The sequence below is a fragment of the Mycolicibacterium monacense genome, assembly GCF_010731575.1.
In the GTDB taxonomy this organism is placed as follows: domain Bacteria; phylum Actinomycetota; class Actinomycetes; order Mycobacteriales; family Mycobacteriaceae; genus Mycobacterium; species Mycobacterium monacense.
In genome coordinates, this window is the sequence record NZ_AP022617.1 from 3301899 (window position 1) to 3322285 (window position 20387).

Annotated in this window: 20 protein-coding genes, 1 tRNA gene and 1 pseudogene; 9 read left to right on the forward strand and 13 right to left on the reverse strand. The window is 66.4% G+C overall.

Going from position 1 to position 20387, the window contains the following annotated elements; genetic code table 11:
* Positions 1-3: 3 nt before the first annotated feature.
* Positions 4-291, reverse strand: coding sequence for a DUF4873 domain-containing protein (locus G6N49_RS15905; RefSeq protein ID WP_234786792.1), 288 nt, complete (start codon positions 289-291; stop codon positions 4-6).
* Positions 288-1205, reverse strand: a complete 918-nt coding sequence (locus G6N49_RS15910) for an AurF N-oxygenase family protein (RefSeq protein WP_011558898.1) — start codon at positions 1203-1205, stop codon at positions 288-290. Before G6N49_RS15910 ends, G6N49_RS15905 begins: the two co-directional genes overlap by 4 nt.
* Before the next feature lie 159 nt (positions 1206-1364).
* On the opposite strand from G6N49_RS15910, the gene G6N49_RS15915 reads away from it, so the two are divergent.
* Positions 1365-1997, forward strand: coding sequence for a TetR/AcrR family transcriptional regulator (locus G6N49_RS15915; RefSeq protein WP_011558897.1), 633 nt, complete (start codon positions 1365-1367; stop codon positions 1995-1997).
* Here G6N49_RS15915 and G6N49_RS15920 read toward each other — a convergent pair.
* Both G6N49_RS15920 and G6N49_RS15925 read right to left on the reverse strand, forming a co-directional pair.
* The gene (locus G6N49_RS15920) at positions 1994-3016 is read right to left on the reverse strand and encodes a cation diffusion facilitator family transporter (protein ID WP_011768138.1); all 1023 of its coding nucleotides are present in this window, start codon (positions 3014-3016) and stop codon (positions 1994-1996) included. The genes G6N49_RS15915 and G6N49_RS15920 overlap by 4 nt on opposite strands.
* A complete protein-coding gene (locus G6N49_RS15925; protein WP_064872435.1) occupies positions 3013-3429 on the reverse strand; it encodes an ArsR/SmtB family transcription factor in 417 nt (138 codons plus the stop codon). Before G6N49_RS15925 ends, G6N49_RS15920 begins: the two co-directional genes overlap by 4 nt.
* A 90-nt stretch (positions 3430-3519) precedes the next feature.
* On the opposite strand from G6N49_RS15925, the gene G6N49_RS15930 reads away from it, so the two are divergent.
* From G6N49_RS15930 to G6N49_RS15940, 3 genes are all read left to right on the forward strand, one after another.
* On the forward strand, positions 3520-5019 hold the full coding sequence (locus tag G6N49_RS15930; RefSeq protein WP_083044661.1) for an FAD-dependent oxidoreductase: 1500 nt from the start codon (positions 3520-3522) through the stop codon (positions 5017-5019).
* On the forward strand, positions 5016-5621 hold the full coding sequence (locus G6N49_RS15935; protein WP_083044662.1) for a TetR/AcrR family transcriptional regulator: 606 nt from the start codon (positions 5016-5018) through the stop codon (positions 5619-5621). The genes G6N49_RS15930 and G6N49_RS15935 overlap by 4 nt, the downstream gene beginning before the upstream one ends.
* Positions 5622-5716: 95 nt before the next feature.
* Positions 5717-6082, forward strand: a complete 366-nt coding sequence (locus tag G6N49_RS15940) for a SpoIIAA family protein (RefSeq protein WP_064917476.1) — start codon at positions 5717-5719, stop codon at positions 6080-6082.
* Between the two features lie 93 nt (positions 6083-6175).
* On the opposite strand, the gene G6N49_RS15945 is transcribed toward G6N49_RS15940, so the two are convergent.
* From G6N49_RS15945 to G6N49_RS15955, 3 genes are all read right to left on the reverse strand, one after another.
* Entirely contained in the window at positions 6176-6793 is a 618-nt protein-coding gene (locus G6N49_RS15945) for a TetR/AcrR family transcriptional regulator (protein WP_064917477.1), read from the reverse strand.
* Entirely contained in the window at positions 6786-8039 is a 1254-nt protein-coding gene (locus G6N49_RS15950; RefSeq protein WP_083044663.1) for a cytochrome P450, read from the reverse strand. Before G6N49_RS15950 ends, G6N49_RS15945 begins: the two co-directional genes overlap by 8 nt.
* A 238-nt stretch (positions 8040-8277) precedes the next feature.
* Complete coding sequence (locus G6N49_RS15955) at positions 8278-9168, reverse strand: SPFH domain-containing protein (RefSeq protein WP_083044664.1); 891 nt, start codon at positions 9166-9168, stop codon at positions 8278-8280.
* A gap of 502 nt (positions 9169-9670) precedes the next feature.
* Here G6N49_RS15955 and G6N49_RS29205 point away from each other — a divergent pair.
* The 3 genes from G6N49_RS29205 (at position 9671) to G6N49_RS15965 (ending at position 13510) form a co-directional block, all read left to right on the forward strand.
* Complete coding sequence (locus tag G6N49_RS29205; protein ID WP_165607520.1) at positions 9671-9829, forward strand: hypothetical protein; 159 nt, start codon at positions 9671-9673, stop codon at positions 9827-9829.
* Positions 9830-9916: 87 nt separating this feature from the next.
* Positions 9917-12412, forward strand: coding sequence for a transglycosylase/D,D-transpeptidase PonA2 (gene ponA2, locus G6N49_RS15960; protein WP_083044665.1), 2496 nt, complete (start codon positions 9917-9919; stop codon positions 12410-12412).
* Between the two features lie 75 nt (positions 12413-12487).
* Positions 12488-13510, forward strand: coding sequence for a zinc-dependent alcohol dehydrogenase (locus tag G6N49_RS15965; RefSeq protein ID WP_083044666.1), 1023 nt, complete (start codon positions 12488-12490; stop codon positions 13508-13510).
* Positions 13511-13546: 36 nt separating this feature from the next.
* Here G6N49_RS15965 and G6N49_RS15970 read toward each other — a convergent pair whose 3' ends face one another.
* The gene (locus G6N49_RS15970) at positions 13547-14425 is read right to left on the reverse strand and encodes a lysophospholipid acyltransferase family protein (RefSeq protein WP_083044667.1); all 879 of its coding nucleotides are present in this window, start codon (positions 14423-14425) and stop codon (positions 13547-13549) included.
* A 139-nt stretch (positions 14426-14564) separates the two neighbouring features.
* Between G6N49_RS15970 and G6N49_RS15975 the strand changes: the two genes are divergently transcribed.
* Complete coding sequence (locus G6N49_RS15975) at positions 14565-15281, forward strand: TetR/AcrR family transcriptional regulator (protein WP_234786793.1); 717 nt, start codon at positions 14565-14567, stop codon at positions 15279-15281.
* 180 nt (positions 15282-15461) lie between these two features.
* Here the strand turns inward: G6N49_RS15975 and G6N49_RS15980 are convergent.
* The 4 genes and pseudogenes from G6N49_RS15980 to G6N49_RS15995 form a co-directional block, all read right to left on the reverse strand.
* Positions 15462-16159: pseudogene (locus G6N49_RS15980) on the reverse strand (mycothiol-dependent nitroreductase Rv2466c family protein).
* Positions 16156-16935, reverse strand: coding sequence for a maleylpyruvate isomerase family mycothiol-dependent enzyme (locus G6N49_RS15985; RefSeq protein WP_120314232.1), 780 nt, complete (start codon positions 16933-16935; stop codon positions 16156-16158). The pseudogene G6N49_RS15980 and the gene G6N49_RS15985 overlap by 4 nt, the downstream one beginning before the upstream one ends.
* A gap of 330 nt (positions 16936-17265) precedes the next feature.
* Positions 17266-17784 (reverse strand): DUF732 domain-containing protein, encoded by a 519-nt coding sequence (locus tag G6N49_RS15990; protein WP_011558884.1) that lies wholly within the window; start codon positions 17782-17784, stop codon positions 17266-17268.
* A 606-nt stretch (positions 17785-18390) separates the two neighbouring features.
* Complete coding sequence (locus G6N49_RS15995; protein WP_011855101.1) at positions 18391-19140, reverse strand: SDR family NAD(P)-dependent oxidoreductase; 750 nt, start codon at positions 19138-19140, stop codon at positions 18391-18393.
* 190 nt (positions 19141-19330) lie between these two features.
* Between G6N49_RS15995 and G6N49_RS16000 the strand changes: the two genes are divergently transcribed.
* The gene (locus G6N49_RS16000; protein ID WP_011558882.1) at positions 19331-20239 is read left to right on the forward strand and encodes a LysR family transcriptional regulator; all 909 of its coding nucleotides are present in this window, start codon (positions 19331-19333) and stop codon (positions 20237-20239) included.
* A gap of 44 nt (positions 20240-20283) precedes the next feature.
* Here G6N49_RS16000 and G6N49_RS16005 read toward each other — a convergent pair.
* Positions 20284-20360: transfer RNA gene (locus tag G6N49_RS16005), tRNA-Met, on the reverse strand.
* Positions 20361-20387 lie beyond the last annotated feature (27 nt).

Sequence of the window (20387 nt, forward strand, 5' to 3'; positions counted from 1 at the left end):
CCCTCAGACCAGCCAGAGGTCGTACGGCGGCTCCCCCACGCCACTGACCATGAGTTGCCCGGACGGGATCTTCTCCACGAGTCGGACTGCGGCGCTGCGGTTTCCGATCCGCAACTGCGCCTGCTTACCCGCCTGGACATCGTCGGGCGCGCCGTAGGCCAGGCCCTGCCAGTGGTACCGACCGTCGATCGGGCTCAGGTGACCGGTGAGGCGGACCCGGACCGGACACCGCACCCCCGCCACGTCGAGTTCGGCGTCACCGTCGAATACGCCGCTCACATCGTCGGTCACAGGAAGCCGCACCGCCTCCACATCCGCCGGCCGATCGCGCTCATCAGACCGACCTCCTCGAGGAAGGCGGCCAGTGGTGCGAATCCGGTCCGCATCGCCTCGTGGAAATGCGGGTTGCCGCGGGCCTGCCGGCGCGCCTCCCGGGGGTCGAGTCCGGCGCGCCGGTACACGGCCGGGTTGGTGAACAGGTAGCGGTAGAACGGCCCACCGGCCCCGTGGATCGTGGCCAGCAGGTACCGGTTGACCGGCCGCATCGCGGGGACGGCCCGCCGGGCGCCGTCGCGGGCGAACTGGATGTGGCGCGCCTCCTCGGTGACGTGGATGCGCATGATGCGACGCACGATCGGTTGCAGGTCCGGGTCGTCGAGGATCTGCCGCTGCAACGCGTCGAAGATCTCCTCACCGACGAGCGCGGCGATCCACAGCACCGACTTCTGGAAGAACAACGGCAGCGCGTTGATGATCATCCGTTGAAAACGTTTCGGCTGGAACGGTTTACCTCCGACAGCCTCAATGGTGCGGCCGAACATGACCATGTGTCGCGTCTCGTCGCCCAGTTCGGTCAGCGAGTAGTGGGTCGCCGCGGACGTGCAGTCGGCGTGCATGAGCCCGCGCAACAGCGCCTGATTGAGGATGTTCTCGAACCAGACCCCGGCCGAGAGCAGGTTGATGAACTCCTGCCGCGACAACTCGATCTGTTGTTCGCGGGTCATCTCCGTCCACATCCGGGTGCCGTACAGCGAGACCACCCGGGGCGGGAGGAAGAACTTGTCGGGCACGACCGGTGTCTCCCAGTCGACGTCGACCACTGGCGCGTACGACTTCTTGGCCGACCCCCTCAGCAAACGCTCGGAGAACTCGTCGCGGCTGGGAGAGGTTGCCGTCGAAGAAGCCCGTTCGATGGTGCCGGCCATGTGACGCCTCCTGCTGGATCGTGGTTGCCCGAGGCACCAAGTGCCATCTGAACAGAAGATACATTCCTAGTTCGTTTGTATCAATAGGGTCCAGCTCGGGCTTTACACTGCGACGTAGCACCATCGTCCCCCTGCCGGGCCCATGTCGAGGAGACACCGATGAAATACAGCGGCCTGCTCGCCAAGGCGGTGCAGCGCTTCGGGTCACCGACGGCCGAAGGCAACGCCGAGCGCATCCTCGACGCGGCGTTGAAGCAGTTCGAACTGCTGGGCATCCGCCGATCGACCGTGGAGGACATCACCCGCCGGTCCGGGCTGGCGCGCGTCACGCTGTACCGCAACTTCGCGAACAAGGACGCCATCGTCGAGGCGGTGCTGTTGCGCGAACTCGAGCGGTTCCTCTCCGACCTCGCCGCCGAGGCCGGCGGCTACGCGGAGGCGGAAGACAAGCTGGTCGAGGGTTTCGTGTTCACCCTGACCACGCTGCGCGACCATGCGCTGTTGCAACGGCTGCTCGCCACCGAGCCCGAGACCGTGCTGCCGTTCCTGACCGTCGAGGGCGACAGCGTCGTGCGGACGGCGTCGTCATTCCTGGCCCATCAACTCGCGGTGGCGCTACCCGACGACAGCCGCACGCAGATCGAACTGCTCGAGGTCGCCGAGGTCACCGTCCGCATCATCGTGTCGTTCGTGCTGACGCCGTCACAGAACGTCGCCCTCGGTGACGACGACGCCGCCCGCTCGTTCGCGCGCCGCTACCTTGTCCCGCCGCTGCTGGGGTTGACCCGCTAGCGACGCCGGGACGGCTCCGCCGGGTAGGCGTGCACCAGCGCGGACGACAGTTTCGGAACGGCGTGGGTCAGGGTGTGCTCCGCCTCGTGGGCGATGCGGTGGGCGTCGGCGAGGCTGGTGGCGGGGTCGATGTCGAGCTCGGCGTCGGCGTGTAGCCGGTGGCCGATCCACCGCATCCGCACGGCGCGCACGTCGGTGACGCCGGGTTCGGCGGCGAGTGCGGCTTCGGCTTTGTCGACCAGCTCCGGTTCCACACCGTCCATGAGGCGGCGGAAGACGTCACGTACCGCGGTGCGCAGCACGGCGAGGATGGCAACGGTGATGACCAGGCCGATGATGGGATCGGCGAGCGGGAAGCCCAGCGCGACGCCGCCGGCGCCGAAAAGCACTGCCAGCGAGGTGAATCCGTCAGTGCGGGCATGCAGTCCGTCGGCGACCAGGGCGACCGAGCCGATGCGGCGCCCGACCCGGATGCGGTAGAGCGCAACGAGTTCGTTGCCGACGAACCCGACCAGACCGGCGACGGCCACCCACCCGACGTTCTCGATCGGCACCGGGTTGATGAGGCGGCGGATCGATTCCACGCCCGCAACGATCGCCGACAGCGCGATCATCGCGACGACGAACAGCCCGGCGATGTCCTCGGCCCGACCGAATCCGTAGGTGTAGCGCCGGGTGGCCGCCTTGGTGCCGACCACGAACGCGACCCACAGCGGGATGGCCGTGAGGGCGTCGGAGAAGTTGTGGATGGTGTCGGCGAGCAACGCGACCGACCCGGAGACCAGCACGATCACCAACTGCGCCACCGCTGTCGCACCGAGCGCGAGCAGGCTGATCTTCACCGCCCGAACCCCTGCGGCGCTGGACTCCAGCGCATCGTCGATGCTGTCGGAGGCGTCGTGGCTGTGCGGGGCGAACACCTCGCGAATCGCGGCACTCAACTTGCCCCCGTGATGCTCGTGAGAGTGCTCGCGGTGGTGATCGTGGCTGTGGTGCGCGCGCTTGGGTTCGTGGGTCATGCGCGTCGTCCGTTCTTCGATGGGCTGGCGGCGGGAACGTCCGCGTGCAGGGCGGCGAGGTCGGACGCGTCACGGTGATGACCGGGGACACCCGGGCCGGCATGTTCGGCGTTGAAGACCGCGTCGGTGACCAACTGTGCGACGTGGTTGTTGTCCAGGCTGTAGTAGATGGTGGTGCCCTCCCGGCGGGTGCGGACCAGGCGCGCCATGCGCAGTTTCGCCAGGTGCTGCGACACCGACGGGGCCGGCTTCCCCACGTGGGTGGCGAGGTCGTTGACGGACTTCTCGTGACTCACCAACGCCCAGAGGATCTGCACCCGGGTGGCGTCGGCCAGCATCCGGAAGACCTCGGCCACGAGGTTCGCCTCGTCGTCCGGCAGGCGCCGACCGCATCGCGCACTATCTGCATTCATACGCAGATAGTAGACCGACGCTGTCCGAGACCCATCAGTACAGCTGGGACACTATTTACAATACGTAACGGTACCGTTACGGTTTACCGCATGCTGGACGCCGATGTGGTTGTGGTCGGTGCGGGCCCCACGGGACTGGCGCTGGCCTGCGGCCTGCGGTTGCACGGCGTGTCCGTGCGGGTGATCGACCGCGCCGACGGTCCGGCCACCACATCGCGGGCGAACTTCCTGCACGCCCGCGGATCGGAGGTGTTGGACCGGTTGGGGGCGCTGGGGTCCCTACCCGACGAATCGTTGCGCGCCATGCGGATCACCAACCACTTGGGTGGGCGACCGGTGATGACGCTGGAGTTCGGCGACCCGGGACTGCGCACCGCTGCGCCGCCGATGGTGGTCTCACAGGCGAAGGTGGAGGCCGCGCTGCGCGCTCGGCTGAACCAGCTGGGCGTAACCCCGGAGTGGCGCACCGGACTGGCCGGATTGCATCAGGATGCCGACGCTGTCGCGGCCGAACTCGATGACGGAAGCGAGGTTCGGAGTCGGTGGCTGGTGGGGTGTGATGGCACGTCGAGCACGACCCGAACCGAGGTGGGTATCGGGTTTCCCGGAGTCAAGCTCACGGAGCGTTTCCTCCTGGCCGACCTGCGCCTTGACTGGGACCTCGACCGGAGCGGCACCACCGGATGGGTGCATCCGAGTGGGGTGGTCGGTGCGATGCCGATGCCGGATGACGAGGGACGAAACGATCTGTGGCGGGTGTTCGCCTACGACCCCGAGTTTCGCGAAAAGCCGGACGACGAAGCCATTTTGGACAGGTTTCGCCGCCTCATCCCGGAGCGCACCGGCCGTGACGTCGGTATCGGTGAGGCGGAATGGCTGTCGCTGTTCACCGTGCACCGCCGGCTCGCCGACACATATCGACGCGGTCGCGTGCTGCTCGCCGGCGACGCTGCCCACGCCCATGCACCGTTCGGCGGGCAGGGCATGTTGACGGGCATCGGCGATGCCGAGAACTTGGCGTTCAAACTCGCCCTGGTGGTGCGGGGCGTGGCCAGGGATTCGCTCATCGACACCTATGAAGCCGAACGGCGGCCGCTGGCCACCGAGGTGTTGCGCGGTACCAGTGCGGTGACCCGGGTGAACGTCGCCAGCAATCCGATCGGCCGGTTCCTGCGCGATCGCGTCGCGCCACGAATCTTCAGCCTGGGCGCGGTGCAGCGCTGGACGACCTATTCCGCGTCCCAACTGTGGGTGAGTTATCGCAAGGGCCCGCTCGGCGGACGCGGGCCCAAACCCCGCGCCGGCGACCGAATCGACGACATGGCGTGTAGCCAACCTGACGGCACGGCTTCGCGTCTGTACCGCGAACTGGGCGGACAGTGGGCGCTGCTCATTCCCGCCGAGACACCCTCGGAGGTGGCCGGCGCGGTGCGGCGGCTGGGCGAATTCGTCCACGTGCTGGCCTACGACGGGCAGCAGGTGATGCTGATCCGCCCGGATGGCCATCTGGCGTGGCGTGGCCGACGCCGCGACATCGCAGGGCTGAACCGTTGGCTCACTGCGGCTTTGGACACCGGCCGCGCTCGATGACACAGACTGCGAATCGGGGACGGCCGCGGGATGCGGGCACCGATGCGGCCATCCTGCGTGCCGGTCTGGAGTTGTTCATCGAACGCGGTGTCGAGGGCACCAGCATGGAGCAGATCGCCAAGCGAGCCGGGGTGGGCAAGCCGGCCGTCTACCGGCGGTGGCCGAACAAAGAGGAACTGATCGCCGCGGCGATGGAGACACTGGTCGCCGAAGAAGTCGTCTGGGCCGACCGGGACGCCATCGACACGCAGCCCCCCTATGAGCTGGTTCAAGCGGCCATCGACAGTGCCGCCGCCGCGGTCACCACCCCGCAGTATCGGGCGCTGGCGGCCAGGGTGTTCGGCTCTGCGGTCAGCCATCCGCAGCTCATGGCGGTCTATTGGGAGCGCTACATCAAACCGCGCCGGCAGCTGGCTGCCCGGTTGCTCGACCGGGCCCGCGAGTACGGCACGGTGGCCGCCGACGCCGATGCCGAGGTGGCCATCGACATGATGGTGGGCGCGGTGACCTACCGTGTCCTGCAACCTGATCCGCCCGATACCGCACAGATGCGTCGCTACCTGACTGAGGTGTACCGCCAGATCGGCCGGCTGCCTGGTTGATCGGCTGCTGCGCCCGTCAAGGCCCGCACCAACGCGGCCCTGGCCACCACGACCATTTCGGCCTAACGTCGACCCGGGGGTATTGGAGGTTCCCAATGATCGAGGTACTGCAGGACATGCCCGCCGGCGTAGCCGGTATCCGGGTGTCAGGTCGTGTCACCGCCGACGATTTCCACCAGTTCACACCCACCCTGGACCAGATGCTGGACGCCGACGAAATCCGCTTTGTCGAGGTCATCGGGCCTGATTACGAGGGTTTCGGCCCCGGCGGTCTGCTCGCTGATGTCAAGCAGGGCTTCAGCTCCGTCAAGCACCTTCGGGCGTTCAAACGCACCGCGGTGGTCACCGACAAGGAATGGATCGCCCACACCCTGCACGCGCTGGCCTGGATGATCCCCGGCGAGGTGGAGCTGTTCGGTCTCGACCAGTTGGACGCCGCCAAACAGTGGGCGGCGAGCTGAGCCGCAGCCGCCTCGCCGGTCAGCCTACGCGGCAGCGCAACACGCTCCCCCACTTTGCCTTTCGCGCCGGGTCCAGCGGCGTCGGCATTGTTGCTAGGTCGGCAGCGACGATAAGCGCGGGTAGAGGATGGCTGGACCGAGCCACCGAGCAAGGAAGCGGCGTAGTTCGCTTCCTTTCCGCTGGGGCTGCCCATGGTCGATCAGGAGCGATTGCACGCTGCGGAGCGTCATTTCCACAAGTTCACGGAGCGCGGCGTCGTCGAAACCGTGAAGCCGCCAATCCACATCGAAGCGGCGAAAGACGGACAAACAGAATGTGATGGCCGTGTCGGAGGTCAACGAGGTGAGGGCTTCGCCATCTTGGCGCCGGGTCAGCAGATTCTCCAACTGCGGATCACCAGCGAGGATTTCAATGCCGAACGACACGCTTTCGACGATCGCGGTCACCGGGTCGTTGACTCCCTTGACGTAGTCCACGACCTGGTCGATGAATCCGTCGACCGCACGCATTGCGCTGGCCATGAGCAGCGCGTCGGCATTGGGGAAGTAGCGGTAGACAGTCTGGCGGGTCACTCCGAGCCTGCGGGCGACGTCGGCAAGACGTATCGCTGATCCGTGTTCGGCGACCACTTCGTCAACCGCATCCAGGATCCGACCAATGGCCTCTTCGTCCGAGGTGGGTGTGACACCCGCCCAGCCGCGACTACGCATCCGCGGTCACAACCCTTCCGCTCGTGAACTCGATCGGAAGTGTTGTCGGACCGGTCATTCCCAGCACGGATTTCCATGGGGCCGGACCGACGCGACGCGGTGCAGGGAGACGTCTGGTGAGAACTGTGAGCGCTTCCGCCAACTCTCGGCGTGCGAGGTTCGCCCCGAGGCAGTAATGGGCGCCGCCGCCGAAGGTCAGAATTGCCGGGACGTCCGCGCGCGCGATGTCGAAGCGGTCAGCATCGCCGTAGATCGCGGGGTCGCGGTTGGCGGCGAACGTGTTGACGAGTACGAAGGTGCCCTCCGGAAAGGTGTACCCGCCGAATTCGGCGTCCTCGGTGGCGACCCGCGGGACGATACAGGCCGCCGGTGAGTGGCGCATGCTTTCCTCGACCGCCTGCATGGCAAGCTCCGGTTGGTCGCCCAGTTTCGCCCATTGGTCCGGATGCTCGCAGAGCACCTGCACCGACGCGGCCAGTTGGTTGCGCGTGGTGTCCGTGCCCGCCATCAAGAAGCCGGCCACCAGCATGCGGAGTTCGTCGAGGTTGAGCCGGTCGCCGTCGCTCTCGGCGCGAATGAGCTCGGAGAGCAGATCATCGGTCAGATTGTCTCGTCGGGCGGCGACCATGTCGTCGACGTAGGCGTCGAGTTCGCCCCACGCGCGCATGATCTCGGACTCATCGAAGGTGAGTTCTGTTTGGAAGTTGAAGGCTTTGAAGACTTCTTCAGTCCAATCCGCGAACAGGTGCCAATCCTCGCGAGGCGCACCGAGCAGCGCGCAGATGATCGGGGTGGGGTAGGGACGCGCTATGTCGGTCACGACGTCGCACCGTCCGTCGTCCAGCACCCGATCGATCAGCCCATTCACCACCTCGTGGATCGTGTCTTGAAGACGTGCTGTCGCGCGGGGCGTGAACGCCTTGGAGACCAGTTTTCGTAGGCGACTGTGGGGTTCGCCGTTCAGGCCCAGAAGGCTGCTCGTGATCTTGTCGAACAATGGACCCGAGGTGATGCCCTGCGCCGCCAGGGTGATGCCGGGCGGTAGCCGGAATCTGTTGTCGCGCAGCATTTTACGAGCCAGATCGTAAGACAGGATTTCCGGGCCGAGGGGACCGATGGCGATGGGCGAGCACGATTGCGCCGCCCGGACATCATCGATGATGTCGTCCGGGGTGGCGGTGAGGCCGTAACTGAAAGTGGGGAGGTCAGCATCGAGAACGTTGGGAGCGGCGCTGGTCATGGTCATCGATGTCTCACCCTTCGCCGGCGTTCAGACCGGTGGATCTACGGACACATTGACACCGAGCGTATGACCACTGATTCCGCTCGTCAATAGTGAAGGCGAGTTAGGCCGCCTGGCCAACCAGTTGGTCATACGCTTGAGCCCATAACGTCTCTTGCACTCGGCACTCTCGCGGAACGACTCATCCTGGCCGAGAGTCAGCGCGGTCGCCATTGCGCCATCAGGACTTGCGCCTGATCCGTCAGGTCGCCAGTTTGACCTCACGTTGAGACTGCGTCAGTGCAGACGATATGCCCGAAAGCGACGCCGCCAGCGCGGACTGAACGTCGGCGTCCGAGCACGACACGTCATCCTCGGCCGCGCTCTCGCCCTGCGCCCGCGGCGTCGACCGTTCCAGGAAGCGAAGCAGTTCGACGGGGAAGGGCAGCACCAGGGTCGAGTTCTTCTCCGCCGCCACCTCCACGACGGTCTGCAACAGCCGCAGTTGCAGTGCCGCGGGTCGCTCGGACATCACGCCGGCCGCGGCGGCCAGCTTCTGCGAGGCCTGCAGTTCGCCGTCGGCGGTGATGACCCTGGCCCGTCGCTCCCGCTCGGCCTCGGCCTGGCGGGCGATCGACCGCTTCATGGAGTCTGGCAGGACCACGTCCTTGATCTCGACGCGGTCGATGTGAATTCCCCAGCCCAGCGCCGGGCTGTCGATCATCAACTCCAGGCCCTGGTTCAGGTGCTCCCGGTTGGACAGCAGATCATCGAGGTTGCTCTTGCCGATGATCGACCTCAACGACGTCTGCGCGACCTGCCCGATGGCCGACATGTAGTCCTGGACGTCGACGGCCGCCCGCACCGGATCGGCCACCTTGAAGTAGATGACCGCATCCACGCGGACGGTCACGTTGTCGCGGGTGATGCCGTCCTGGGCGGGTACCGGCATCGTGATGATCTGCATGTTCACCTTCTGCAGGCGGTCAGCGACCGGGACCAGCAATGTCAGCCCGGGCTCGCGCACCCGGGATTGCACCTGCCCGAACCGGTACACCACGCCGCGTTCGAACTGTTGGATCACACGCACGTTGGATACGAGACAGAGCAGGGTCAGCGCGACCACGCCGGCCACCGCGTAGAGGGTGATCATGATGACTCCATTCCGCCCGACGCCGCCTCGGCGCCATGGCATCGGCGACCGCGAGCTCCCCACGACGGGTTCGTTGTCAGGATTGGTCGCTCATCGGGCGACGGAAGCCATCCGAGTACGCGGCACGTCGCTGTCAGCGTGTCGAAGTCCGAGCGGAGTCCGACCGATCTCCGGCCCAGCGGGCCCGAGTCCATACCTCGATTGTGGCACCAGCGGGTGCCGCGCTCAACGTCACCAAGCGACCCGCTGCCCGACACAGCGGACGGCGTGATCGAGCTCGTCGATCAGCGCCCGGAGTTGTTGCTACGCAGCCGGAGTCATGCCCCGGCTCGGCCCCGGCCGATGGCGCGCAGGTGGCCAGCCGTTCGACGGACGGCCCTGTCCGCCGTTACGGACAACGCCGTCCCGTCACGACGGAGGTCACCCCGTTGCCGGCGTGCTGGACGGGAGGTCTGCTTCGTGCCACCGTGGACTCAACCGCATTGTTCGAGGAGGTGCTGGAATGGCGCAGACCCAGCAGAGCCCGGCCCATCAGGAGTGTCCCGACTGTCACGCGCTCACGGCAGACCTGGCGGCGCACAAGCAGTGGCATTCCAGGCTCGTCCACGACATCGCCACCGCGGTCGACAAAGACGCCAAACGCCGCATGGGCGCTCAATAGCGAGGCCCACTCAGCGAGAAGCCGCGGCGTTTCGCGAGTCCCGCGCAATCCGCTGTCAGGTCCCGCGAACCGTCCTAAGCTGACGGGATGCGCGACAAGCGTCGGGCAAAGTGGCAAGCGCTCGCCAGACTGGCGGGCTGCTGCCTCGTCGCCGGGCTGCTCGCTGCGGCGTTGATGTTCCCGTTCGTCGGGGGCGCCGGGTCGGCGATCATGCGCGTATCCGACTCGGCCACTGAAGAATCCACGCAACTGATCGAGGGTGAGGTACCGATCGTGTCCACCATGGTCGACACCGAAGGGAACCCCATCGCATGGCTGTACGAGCAGCGCCGCTGGGAGGTACCCAGCAACCGGATCGCCAACACGATGAAGCTGGCGATCATCTCGATCGAGGACAAGCGTTTCAGTGAGCACAACGGCGTCGATTGGCAGGGCACCCTGACCGGCCTGGCAGGTTATCTGCAGGGCGCCGAAAGAACCCGGGGCGGGTCGACGCTCGAGCAGCAGTACGTCAAGAACTTCAACCTCCTGGTGAAGGCGCAGACCGATGCGGACCGGCGCGCCGCGGTGGAGAACACCCCGGCACGCAAGCTCCGCGAGATCCGGGCGGCCCTGGCCATGGACGCGGCGCTGCCCAAGGCGGAGATCCTGGCCCGCTACTTGAACCTGGTGTCGTTCGGCAACGGCGCGTTCGGCGTTCAGGACGCCGCGAAGACCTACTTCGGCATCAATGCGAGCGAGCTCAACTGGCAGCAGGCGGCAATGCTGGCCGGAATGGTGCGCTCCCCCAGCTCGCTGGACCCGTACACCCACCCCGATGCCACGCTGGAACGGCGCAACGTGGTGCTCAACACCATCATCGAAAACCTGCCCGACAAGGCCGACGAACTCCGCGCCGCCAAGGACCGGCCGCTGGGCGTGCTGCCGCGGCCCGATCCGCTGCCGCAGGGCTGCATCGCCGCCCGCGATCGCGCGTTCTTCTGTGCATACGCGATGGAGTACCTGGCCCGCGCAGGTCTGAGCAAGGAGGACGTGGCCCGCAACGGCTATCTGATCCGCACCACCCTCGACCCCAAGGTCCAGGACAGCGTGAAGAACGCCATCGACGAAGTCGCCGACCCCACCGCCGTCGGCGTCGCCAGCGTGATGAGCGTGATCAGGCCCGGCAAGGACGCCCACCGCATCGTCGCGATGGCCGACAGCCGCACCTACGGGCTGGACGTCAACGCCGGCCAGACTGTGCAGCCCCAGCCCTTCTCCCTCGTCGGCGACGGCGCCGGCTCGATCTTCAAGATCTTCACCACAGCCGCGGCGCTGGAGATGGGGATGGGTATCAACGCCACACTCGATGTGCCCCAGACGTTTCGGGGCACCGGACTTGGCGACAGCACCGAGCCGGGGTGCCCGCCGAAGACCTGGTGCGTGAGAAACGTCTCCGGGTTCGCCGGCCAGTTGAACGTAACCGATGCACTCGCGAAGTCGCCCAACACCGCGTTCGCCAAGCTGATCTCCCAGATCGGTGTTCCGCGCGCGATGGACATGGCGGTCCGGCTCGGGCTGCGGTCCTACGCCGAGCCGGGAACCGCCCGCGCGTACGATCCCGAGTCCAACGAGAGCATCGCCGATTGGGTCAAGCGGCAGAACCTCGGATCGTTCACACTCGGCCCGCTGGAGCTCAACGCGCTCGAATTGTCCAACGTCGCCGCAACATTGGCTTCCGGAGGAATGTGGTGCCCGCCCAGCCCGATCGACAAGGTCCTGGACCGCAACGGCGATGAGGTGGCCCTCGCGGCGGCGCCCTGCGAGCAGGTCGTCCCCGAGGGGCTCGCCAACACGATGGCCAATGCGTTGGGCAAGGACCACACCGGAGGAACCGCCACGGGCGCTGCGGGTTCGGTCGGATGGGATCTTCCGATGTCGGGCAAGACCGGTACCACCGAGTCGCACCGGTCGTCGGGCTTCCTCGGCTTCACCAATCAGTACGCCGCCGCGAACTACATCTTCAACGACTCCCCCACCCCGTCAGGTCTGTGCTCGTACCCGCTGCGCCAATGCAGCGACGGTGACCTCTACGGCGGAACGGAACCGGCCCGGACCTGGTACATGGCGATGAAGCCGATCGCCAACTACTTCGGCCCGGTCGCCATGCCGCCCACCGATCCGCGCTACGTCGACGGCGGACCCGGTAGCGAGGTACCCAGCGTGACCGGGCTGAAGCTCGATGCGGCGCGAAAGAAGCTGGCGGACGCCGGCTTTCAGGTCGCAGCCGAGCCGACTGCGGTGAACAGCTCGTCGGCGAAGGGCACCGTCGTCGGAACGACTCCGCGGGGTAAGACCATCCCCGGTTCGATCATCACCATCAACACCAGCACCGGGTACGTCCCGGCGCCGGTGTACCAGCCACCTCCCCTGAGCGCGCCATCGGCTCCGAGCGCGCCACCTCCTGTGGAGGCACCGCCTCCGCCGCCCCCGCCACCCAACGTCTTCGAAATCCCCGGGCTGCCGCCGATAATGCTGCCGTGGCCGGCGCCACCGCCACCTCCACCACCGGCACCTCCGCCTCCGCCACCACCGCCGGCGTGACGCCCGCGCCGTTGAGACGGTGACGATGGCCGTCATTTCCGGAACATGAAACCGGCGTGGCTGCCAAGCTGAACCATGCGCCAGCTGGTCTTCGTCGAGCCGGGACGGCTCGAGTGGCAGGACGTGCCCGACCCGGAACCCGGACCCGGGCAGGCCGTCATCCATCCCCTCGCCGTCGCCAGGTGCGACCTCGACTCCGCGATGGCGGGATTCGGCATCTTCCCCGGCCCCTACCCCGTCGGCCATGAGATCGCCGGAGAAGTTGCCGATGTGGGTGACGGTGTCGAGAGCGTCCGGCCTGGCCAACGCGTCGCCGTACCGTTCCAGGTGTCATGCGGCCACTGCGCGTTCTGCGACCGAGGTCGCTACGCCGCATGTGAACCCCGCTACGCGCGCGCCGGCGCCGCCTTCGGTTTCGGTCCGGCCGGCGGAGGCCACGGCGGCGGCATCGCTGACCTACTCGTAGTGCCCGACGCGGACCACATGCTGCTGGCGGCACCGGATGCCATCAGCGACGTCGCGCTGGCCACGATTCCCGACAACGTCGTCGATGCGTACCGCACGGTCGTCGACGGCCTGCGCGAGCGTCCCGGCGCCGACGTCCTGATCGTTGGAGGGGACGCCCCCTCGATCAGCCTGTACGCGGTCCTCTGCGCGCGGGCACTGGGAGCCGGCGCCGTGCGCTACGCCGACAACGATCCGCTGCGCCTCCACGTGGCCTCCGATTTGGGCGCCGAGACGATCGATGTGGGCGCACAGTTCCCGCGCCGGCTGCCGCGGTCGCCGATCGTCGTCGGCGCCTCGTTGAGTGTGGAGGGCTTGCACTGCGCCATCCGTTCGACAGAGGCGTACGGACGCCTGACGGTGGTGACGATCCACTTCGCCGCCCAGACGCCGCTGCCGTTGTTGGAGATGTACACCCGCGGGATCACGGTGCATACGTCGCGGGCCGACTCCCGGCGCTACCTACCCGATGTGCTCGCGATGGTGGCCGCGGGCGGGATCGATCCCCTCGCGGTGCCCACGACGGTGATCGGCTGGGACGACGCGGCCGAGCACTGGCTGGATCCAGGTCTGAAGATCGTCGTGACCAGATGAGGGGCTTCTCAGCCGTCCGGCCGGTGATCGGTAAAGCTAGCCTCCGCGGACAGCTCGCCTCCACGCAAGCGGGTTCAGGTTCCGGAACGGGTCGGTTTCGCGCAGCTCTTGCAACTCCGCGAGAGCGGTCTCGAGCGCACCTTGCGCTCTGTCCTTGACGGTCGTGACCCAGGTGTCGAAGTCGACTCGGGCGGGCCTCGCGGTGTCGATCGGAGGAGCGAAGCGAAGGTACATGCGCTGAGGCCGAGGGATCAGGGTGGGCCCCACACCGCGCACGAGCGGGATGCCCACTCCCGGAAGACCGTGCACGCGTTCGCCGATGGCACGACTTCCGCGCTCCCAGGCGCTGTCACGTTCGATCAGACTGAGATAGACATCGTCACCGCCAACCAACCCGACCGGCACGATCGGATAATCGTTGGCGATGGCCAGACGAGCGAAGCCGCTTCGGCGTTCCCACTGCAACTGATAGTTCTCGCCTTTGAACTTGAGCATGTCCCGACCACCGCCGGGAAAGACGAGCAGGGTCTCGCCCTTTCTCATCAGTTCCGCACAGGTGTCGGGGTGCCCGAGCACCGCGCCGGCCGCCTCCATCACGTCACGGACGACACCGTTCGCATCCGCGATCTGACTACTGGCGAGGCCGCGCACACGCACGCCCAGTTCACGATGCACGAAGTACGGGATCAACACGATCTCGGCCGAACCGGAGATCGTGTGGTTGCCGACGAGCAGGAACCGCCCGTCGCGGGGAAGGTTCTCGACGCCGTCCACATAGATCCGGCACAGATCGATGACCGGGCCCAAACCATCGGCGATAGCGAAGATCGCCTTCCTCATCGCCCGTACGCGATTCGGCTCGTTGACCAGACGGTCGATGTCCGCGCCGCTCGGACCGTCCGCTTTCGTGGGCATTTCACCGTCTCCTTCGGCCGCCACCGTTGAGAGATCTCGCCACCATAGTAGCGCGGCGGGTGACCAAATGACCGATTTGGTCAGTGTGTACATAGCGTAGTCGATCTCTGTGCGCCCCGGGCGCCGATATAGTCCACCGGTGAGCACCTTGCGCGGTGACCTGCCTGAGCACCACTCACCGACAGCGGCGCGGCTTCTCACTGCTGCCAACGACCTGCTGCTCGGCCGCGGCGCGAAAGGCTTCACCGTCGCCGACGTGGCTGCGCGAGCTCATGTCGCGAAGGGCACGGTCTACCTCTACTGGCCGACCAAGGAGGATCTCCTCATCGGTCTGATCGGCCGCGGGTTCCTCCATGTGCTCGATGATTTGGTGCAACAACTCGGCGACGACCCCGCGCTCGCCCGGCCGTCGCGCTTCTGCCCGAGAATGCTTCACATCGCCGTCAGTGAACCGCTCGTCGCGGCGCTGCAGCGCCACGATGACGACCTGCTCGGCATGCTCGCCGAGCATCCTCGCTCCGTCGCCCTCAACACCGCACTGGGGCCCGGAGCCGTTCTGGAAGCGATGATTCCCCTCTGGCGTCGCAACGGACTGGCTCGGACGGACTGGGACATCGCCGACCAGAATTTCGCTCTGCACGCCCTCATCAGCGGCGTCGCATTGTCGCTCGCCGGGCCGTCGGCCGAGCCGACCGCTGTCGACGATCGCTTGCGAGTGTTGGGCACTGCGGTCACAGCTCTCCTCGGTCCAGAGCGAGCCGGCCAGAAGCAGATTCGCAACACCGCGGCCGGAATCATCGGCTTCCTGCGCAACGGTCAGTCCGCCGCGCTCCAACTCATCGAGCAGCCGGGATGAGACGGTTCGCCCGGTAGCTCTTGGCAACCGACACGCTGCGCAGTGCGAGTGACCTTCGCCTTCGCCGCGGTGCTCGATTTCGCCGCCGTGGAAGCGGCGATCTACGACCCGCTGTTCAAACAGCCTGCCGCGCAGTCGGTTACGACCACCATCTCGCGCCTGGGATGACCAACTCGTCTCTCAACGAAAGTCGTCGAAACTGATGACCTTGCCGCGGTTGATCGATACCCAGTCTCTGGCCTCTAGGTACGGACGGAGCGTGTCAGCGATCGCCTGCTGGTCGGCCGAGGTTTTCGGACGCTGCAGCTCATACAGGTGCGGGAACTCCGTCCACGCCACGACCGCATCCCACAGCCGCAACGCGCCCTCGCCGACCGGCGGATCGATCAGCACCGGCCCGAACAGGCACTGACCGTCCGGAAAGAACAGCGTGGGGACTCCGTAGCCGCCCGCGTCGACGACGCGTTTGTGGTCGGCCATCACCTCGTCGCTCGTCGTCTGATCCGCAATCGCCTGATCGACCAATCCGGGTCGAAGCCCAACTCCTCCAGAAGGTGTCGGGCGACGGTCTTCTCGTGCGGCTTGTGCCCCTCGACGTGCAGCGCCCGTGCCGCCCGTTCGTACCAGGCGTCGACGTCGGCCATCGACTGCCGGCGCAGCAACGCGCCGATTCGCATCATCGACCAGCCGTAGGACCACTCCCGCTCCCACGGGTGTTTCTTGCCCTCCTGCCGGTTGATCTCCTCGAGACTGAAGAAGCGCCAGTTCACCTCGAGACCGGTCTGGTCGCGTACGGAGCGGATCCAGCGCGACGTCTGGTACGCGAACGGGCACATGACGTCGAAGTGGAAGTCAACGGAGACAGGGTGATTGGTCACATCGTGAACCTCAGGTTGCGGGCGGCGCGGTCGCCGAGCTCGTCGTCGCCCGTCCAGCTGATCGCGCCGGAGTCGATCTGCTCCTGCGGGTCGATGCGTCCACACGCGAGCTGGATGAACGTCGTGGAGTCGGTAGTCACTGTGACGTCCGGGTGATCCACGTGATCGACCCGCGCAGCCCGTCCGTCGACGGCGACGTGGAGGCGACGGGCGAGTGGTCCGGTGAGGTCGAACGTGAGGCTCTTGCCGTCGGGCAAGCCCACCTTTTTGCCGACGATGTAGCCGATCGAGTTCTCCACCTGTTCCAGCGCGAGCTCCGCCGCGACGCCGCCGTCGTCGGTCTCACGGCCGAGCGGCGTGGTGATGTCACGCTCGTGCACCCAGAAATCGAAGACCCGGATCGCCAGGAAGCGACCGTACGTGCCGGGGCCGACGGGCATCCAGGACGGGCGGGCCAGATCTTGGTCGGTGAGGGAGGCCAGATCACGACGCCGCCGGTCGTAGACGCCGCGCACCTTGTCGACGTACGGCGTCTCGTCGGCGAAGAACTCCCCAGCCCGCTCGAACGGCGGTGGGGTCTTGTCGTCGTCGGGCAACCACCCGGCCATGACGGCTTCGATGCTGGTGACGTGGTCGACGACGCCGCGCACGTTCCAGTCCGGGCAGAGTGACTGGCCCTGCCACTCGTCATCGCTGAGGTCCGTGCACAGCACTTCGAATGCGTCGTAGCAGTGCTCCAGCGCACCGCGGATCTCGTCGAGGCTTCGAGTTTTCACGCTCGCATCATCTCTCCGCAGGCGGCTCGGCACTGGTCTTTCGGCGACGGTGGCCCCGCACTCACATCGCCGTATCCCGACCCACACACGCTTCGCCGCGGGCTCACGGTGGTCCGCCGGCAGCGTGGAGTCGCTGGTCGAGATGCGCACGACGAGCGGCCTACTTCGCCAACGGCGCCGCAGACACCGACCCGCGGATCGCGCCCGCGCGTCTCGACCGGCTCGACAGGTTCGTCGATGCCGGCCGAGCGATGGACTGCGCTTAGAGGTCGACGACCGCCGTCTGCGACGCGGCGGCCGTCAGCGTGACCCCTATCAGATAGATGAGCCTCAGCATCTGTAGTGACCTCTGACGCGAGTGCCGTTCTTCTTGGTATAACCGTTGACCCATGTACACCCGATGTTGGGTGCGTTCACACTAGGGGCATTCGGCGCGGGGGTGTACGGCGTAGAAGCTGGCGGCGGCGCACTGACAGGCGCAACCGGCTCACTGCCAGCAGCCCCACTAGGACAGTAGTTGGCCAGCGCGGAGGTGGCGATCACCTTGCCCTGATCGAAACTGTATGGGCTCGGCTTGTTCTCATTGCCCACGTCGTTCAGCACCAAGTCAACGAGTGGCATCGACGGATACTGCCGTGCCGTTTCGCATATCGCGTGACCGAGGGCTATGACATAGTCCCGGCCAAGTATTGGAACGCCGTTGGCTTCGATCGCCGCCAAGTAAGCGTCGTCAGTCGGTGAAGCCGAGGCAACCGGCGCCACCACCCCTCCAGTGGCGCAGCACAGTGCAACTGCAGCCCCTGTAGTAATCGCTGCTCGCTTAACCGCGAGCATCCCCCGCAACTTCATGTTTCCCCCAGAGAGTTCCCCGTCGTGCTTTGCACACTATGTGTCGCGATCGGCTGCGGCGGCGTTACTCCAGCATCGGCTAGCTACGAACCAGTCCACATAAAGATCGCGCCCGCGGCGCGGCACGGTAAACAGCCCAAAGAACTGCCCAGTCGATCTATCCGGTAAGGATGCCCCAAACCACCTGCACACAGCGCAGTTTCAACGGTGACAGCGGAGAGGGAGGCTACCATCCGGCGCAAGACACGTCGCCGCAATCGAAGGCGGATCACCCGGATTTGACCCGGCACCGGTCACCGCCTTTGCGGACTTCTTACACTCGGTACACACATAGGCACGGTTTGCAATCCTCCCAACCGCCAATCTGCGGTTGCGGTGGTTTCGTGTCAGCACCGGCCACCTTCGTTGCTGAGCGGGCCGGGCGATCTCCGATCGGACCGTGGCGCGTGTGGGAAGATCATGCCGTTGTCGCTCCGGCAAGCCGTGCGGCCGGATTCTCGGTATTGCTCCCGGTTGACGGACCATCATGAACAGACATCCAGTGCTGAGGTCGCCGCTTTACTGCTGAGCGAGCCAGCCCGCAGGATGCGATCGGGCCGAAGCGGGCTATACCCGAGCCATACCGCCGTCGATGCAAAGTTCTGCCCCCGTCATGAAACTGCTCTCGTCCGAGGCGAGAAACAGTGCACCATTAGCGATCTCCTCGGGACGTCCGAGGCGGCCCATCGGGACAAGGGTGCTCATCTGGGCTCGGAGAGCTACTGGGTCTTGACCGAAGTAGTCGGCCTGGCCGTCGATGATGGGCGTGTCGATCGGCCCCGGGCTCAGCACGTTGACCCGGAGGCCCTTGTCGCCGAACTCTGCTGACCACGTGCGCGCGTAGGAGCGTACGGCAGCCTTCGCCGCGCTGTAAGTCCCCGCCCCGGGGTGCCCCTGGAGCGCAGTGACCGAGCCCAGCAGGACTATCGAGCCGCCTGTTCGTAGAAGCGGCAGCGCCTTCTGGACGGTGAACAGTGTGCCGCGGGCGTTGAGGTCGAAGGTGCGGTCGAAATGTTCCTCGGTCACGTCCCCGAAGTTCATCCGCTCGATGCTCCCGGCGTTGGCGACGACGACGTCGAGGTGCCCGCTCTCCCGGCGGATCGTCTCGATCAGAAGGTCGAGATCACCGGGGACCGTAGCGTCCGCGGTGAGCGCCGTGACACGTCCCTCGATGGAAGCCCTCGCGGCTTCGAGCGCCTCCCGCCGTCGCCCCGTGATATAGACGTGGGCGCCTTCACTGCCGAATCTCTGGGCAATCGCCAGGCCAAGGCCCGCGCTCCCGCCGGTGACGAGGGTTACCTTGTTCGCGAGACGCATGCTTTCTCCTTGAGTCGATGTGCGGCTGACGGACCCAATTGCCTTGCCTTGACGGGCTTTTAGCTGGCATCGCAGGGTCTGGTGCTGGCTGTGGGCACCACGGTAGGACTTACTCCGACATAGAAGCAAATAGTGCCAAAGTATGCTTTGCATTGATCTTCTCTATACCCCGGCACGAAGGTGAATCCGTGTGAACCTGCGCCAGTACGAATACGCCCTGGCCGTCGCCGAGGAGGGCTCCATGACGGCGGCAGCAGAACGTCTGCGAATCACTCAACCGTCTCTGTCGCAGCAGATCGGCGCTCTGGAGAAGCACCTCGGGGTGCAGCTGTTCACCCGCACTCCGAGCGGGGTGACGGTGACAATGGCCGGGCGGGCCTTCCTCGCGGAGGCGAAGATCGCGACGACCGCATCCCGGCGTGCCATCGCGGCGGCCCGCGCCGCCGACGGGGAACTGGCCGGCGAGCTCATCATCGCCGTCCACATGGGCTTGGGAGCGCGCCAGCTGCCCCAGGCGCTGGGGCAGCTGCGCAACCGCCACCCGAAGCTCCAGGTCACACTCCACGAGGAGCCCGATCCCGCGGACATGGAACGACTGGCCCGCCAGGGCACCCTCGACATGGTCCTCGTCCACCGCATCCCCGCCGGGTGCACCTTCGACACCCACCGGCTGGGCGAGGAAGCCTATGTCGCTGTCCTGCCGAAAGGGCACCCGCGCCTCTCGGACGGCGCGGCCCTGCGCCTGGAAGACCTGGCGTCAGAGGGGTGGATCCGATTCCGGCGCGCCAGCCTGCTCGACGACTACCTCGCCCGCACGCTCGCGGACGCCGGCCTCAGCCCGCAGACGGTAGCCCGAGCGTCACAGATCTCCACCGCGGTGCGGCTCGTGTCTCAGGGGTTGGGCGTCACCGTGGTCCCGGCCTCGGCCATCCCCGAGGGGTTCGAAGAACTCGCCTGCCCTCTGGTGCCCGCTCTGACCGAGCCCGTCCTCGTCGGGATGCGACGCAATCCGGGCTCGGCAGAGACGGCCATGCTCGACCATCTCAACCAGCAGAACTGGTGCGGCACAGGCCTCCTCTGTCAGCCCGCAACCGCTTGAGCATGAAAACGGCCCCCGGCGTGATCTCCGGGAGCCGTTTTACCTGGTAGCGGGGACAGGATTCGAACCTGCGACCTCTGGGTTATGAGCCCAGCGAGCTACCGAGCTGCTCCACCCCGCGTTGGTGAACATGAGGTTACCCAAGCAC